Source organism: Actinomycetota bacterium (assembly GCA_012837825.1).
GTDB lineage: Bacteria > Actinomycetota > Humimicrobiia > Humimicrobiales > Humimicrobiaceae > Humimicrobium.
The window spans coordinates 1-2,902 of the sequence record DUQM01000081.1; the positions used below are offsets into that span (position 1 = coordinate 1).

2 protein-coding genes are annotated in these 2,902 nt (G+C 40.5%); both read right to left on the reverse strand.

Going from position 1 to position 2,902, the window contains the following annotated elements:
- Positions 1–617 (reverse strand): nickel pincer cofactor biosynthesis protein LarB (larB, locus tag GXZ93_06300; GenBank protein HHT79383.1); only part of this gene is annotated, 617 nt, incomplete at its 3' end.
- Between the two features lie 81 nt (positions 618–698).
- Positions 699–2,837, reverse strand: coding sequence for a sodium-translocating pyrophosphatase (locus GXZ93_06305; GenBank protein HHT79384.1), 2,139 nt, complete (start codon positions 2,835–2,837; stop codon positions 699–701).
- Positions 2,838–2,902 lie beyond the last annotated feature (65 nt).

Genomic DNA, 2,902 nt, shown 5'->3' on the forward strand with positions numbered 1-2,902 from the left:
GTCGGTACGCCTATGACAGGACACATCGAAATAGAGCTGATAATCCCGGGCAGGGCGCCTTCCATGCCGGCAACTGCAATTATTACCTTGGCTTCAAGGATGTCTTTTTTATAATTCAGAAGTCTGTGCAGTCCTGCAACTCCGACATCATATATTTTCCTTACATTATTTTCCATCAGATAAGCGCTAAGACAGGCCTCTTCTGCAACCGGAATGTCTGACGTGCCCGCACAAACAACTGCTATACCTTCTTTTAATTTACTGTCATGGTCTGATGGCACCATAAAAATACATTGCGATAATTCATCGTAATTAAGCTTCGGGAATTCTTTCTGCAAATCAATATAGCATTCCCTGCTTGTTTTTGTTATTAAAAGCCTGTCCGAATATTTAAGTATGCTTTTTGCAATCTCCACTGTCTGCTGCTTTGACTTGTTGGCACCGAAAATAACTTCCGAAAAACCTCTCCTCAGGTTGCGATGGTGGTCAACTTTGGCGTAGCCTATATCCTCAAAATACATCTCACTGATTTTTTTTGTTAGTTCTTCTTTGTTTATCTTTTCATCTAGAAAATTATCAAGCAGTCCATCTAAAATTTTTCCAATTTCATTTTCCATAACAAGATATTATATCAAAAGGGAAATTATTAAAACCTAAGTAATAATAATTTCCCTTTTATTTTTTATCAGTGATTTTATTTATCGGAATAAATTCCCATACATAGTCACAACAAGCACAGCCGTCTCAATTGATACCACGCTTATTAACTTGATCAATATATTCATGGAGGGACCGGCAGTATCCTTTAACGGATCCCCTACAGTGTCGCCGACAACTGCTGCTGAATGCTCAGGCGTTCCGCTCCCGCCTTCTTCTTCTATCTTCTTTTTTGCATTGTCAAGAGCTCCGCCTGCGTTCGCCATGAATGTAGCCTGGGCAAAACCGGAAAGAAGAGTGCCGATAATAAGGGCAACGACGCCGCCGGGTCCAAGAAGAATACCCACAACGACAGGTATTACAAATATAAGAATTCCGGGTATTATTATTCCTTTCTGTGCTGCTTTGGTCACAATGGTTATAAAAGTCTTTGAATCGCCCCTGGATTTTCCTGCCATTATGTCCTTTATCTGTTTTCTTGCTTCAATTACAACCTTATTGGCTGCTTTTCCAACTGAACCTATAAGGAGAGATGTAAACAGGAAAGGCAGTATTACTCCCACAAACAGACCGGCAAGTATCTTTGGATCTTTCATAAAATCAACTACAAGACTCAGTCCCATTTTTTCGGTAAGAAGACCTATCTTTGAGAAATAAGCCTGTCCCAGCGCTATCGCCGTTATGGCTGCGCTGCCTATCAGTATGCCTTTTCCTATTGCCGCTGTAGTATTGCCTACCGCATCAAGCTTGTCTGTTGTTTTTCTTACCTCAGGATCGAGTTCAGCCATTTCTGCAATACCGCCGGCATTATCTGCAATAGGGCCGTAAATATCAATGGCTATTGCAAAGGGTGATACTGAAAGCATTGCAACAGCGGCTACTGAAACCCCATACAGTCCCATCTGTATATTCACTGAACCACCGGAAATATAAAAACTGAAAATCATGGCTAATATGACTATAAATGCAGGAAGAACGGTGCTTTCCATGCCGTAGGCAAGTCCGTTTACAACAAGTGTCGCCGGACCGCTCTTGGCACTCTCTGCAATATTTCTTGTGGGCCTGAACTTGGAATCAGTATACAAAAGAGTAACCAGACCGATCATAAATCCGGCAAGAAGGCCGCATATGGATGCATAAAATATATACATATAGCCTGTTCCCATGATGAACCATGTTATAAAGAAAGAAAATAATATTATCAGTATAGAAGTTACAAACAGACCTGAAAGAGTAGTGGCAGTAAGCTTGCTGACTGTCACATTCTGTTTATATCTTGAAATCATGCCTTTTATGATAAATATCGCTATTATTGAAGCAAAAACACCTGCTGTGGAAATCAGCATGGGAAGCAGTATGCTTTTTAAAAGCATAGGGGAATTTCTGAATGCAATAAAACCAAGAAATTCGGTAGAAATTATTGCTCCCACCCATGATTCAAGAGAGTCTGCCTTCATTCCCCTGACGTCTCCCACATTATCGCCAACATTGTCGGCTATGGTTGCAGGATTTCTGTAATCATCCTCTCTTAGACCAGACTCTACCTTTCCAACATAATCAGCACCCATATCAGCTGCTTTTGTGAATATTCCCCCGCCGGTTCTCATAAAAAATGCTGCAAAACTGGCACCGATTGTAAAAGTTACAAGAATGTTTACGACATGGTCAAGATTGGTTATCAGATCGCCGCCCGTTCTTCCATACCACCAGTACAGGGCATTGAACCATATTGCAGTATCAAATAATGCAACCACTCCCAGGACAAGACCTGCAGCTGAAGCAGCAGTAAAAGCAATATTCATCGCCTCTCCAAGACCTTTTTCCTTTGCAGCCTGTGTTACCCTTGAGTTTGTTTTAGTAGAAATCCACATGCCTATATAGCCTATCAGCAGGCTGAAACCGCCTCCTGTTGCAAAAGCAAGAAGAGACGGATATTCGAGAAAACCGAAAATTACCATTAAAAACAGCAGGATTTCAATTACAACAAAAAATATTATCATCATTCTTGCCTGCTGATTAAGATAGGCCCGGCTTCCTGCAAAAATCGCATCTGATATTTCCTGCATCCTTTTATTTCCACGACTTTTCCTGTTTACAAGCTTTGTGAAAATAACTGCAAGAACCAAAGCTACCAGAGCGCCGATAAAAGGCACTATTCTTAAAAACATCATACCTGACATGTTCAACTCCCGATTCTTGTAACAAATGATATTAATAAAAATATATTAAATTATAATTATTTAAA

Bases quoted from the DNA above. Each gene is read 5' to 3' on its own strand.
- GXZ93_06305 (HHT79384.1), bottom strand. From the start codon at position 2,837: ATGTCAGGTATGATGTTTTTAAGAATAGTGCCTTTTATCGGCGCTCTG.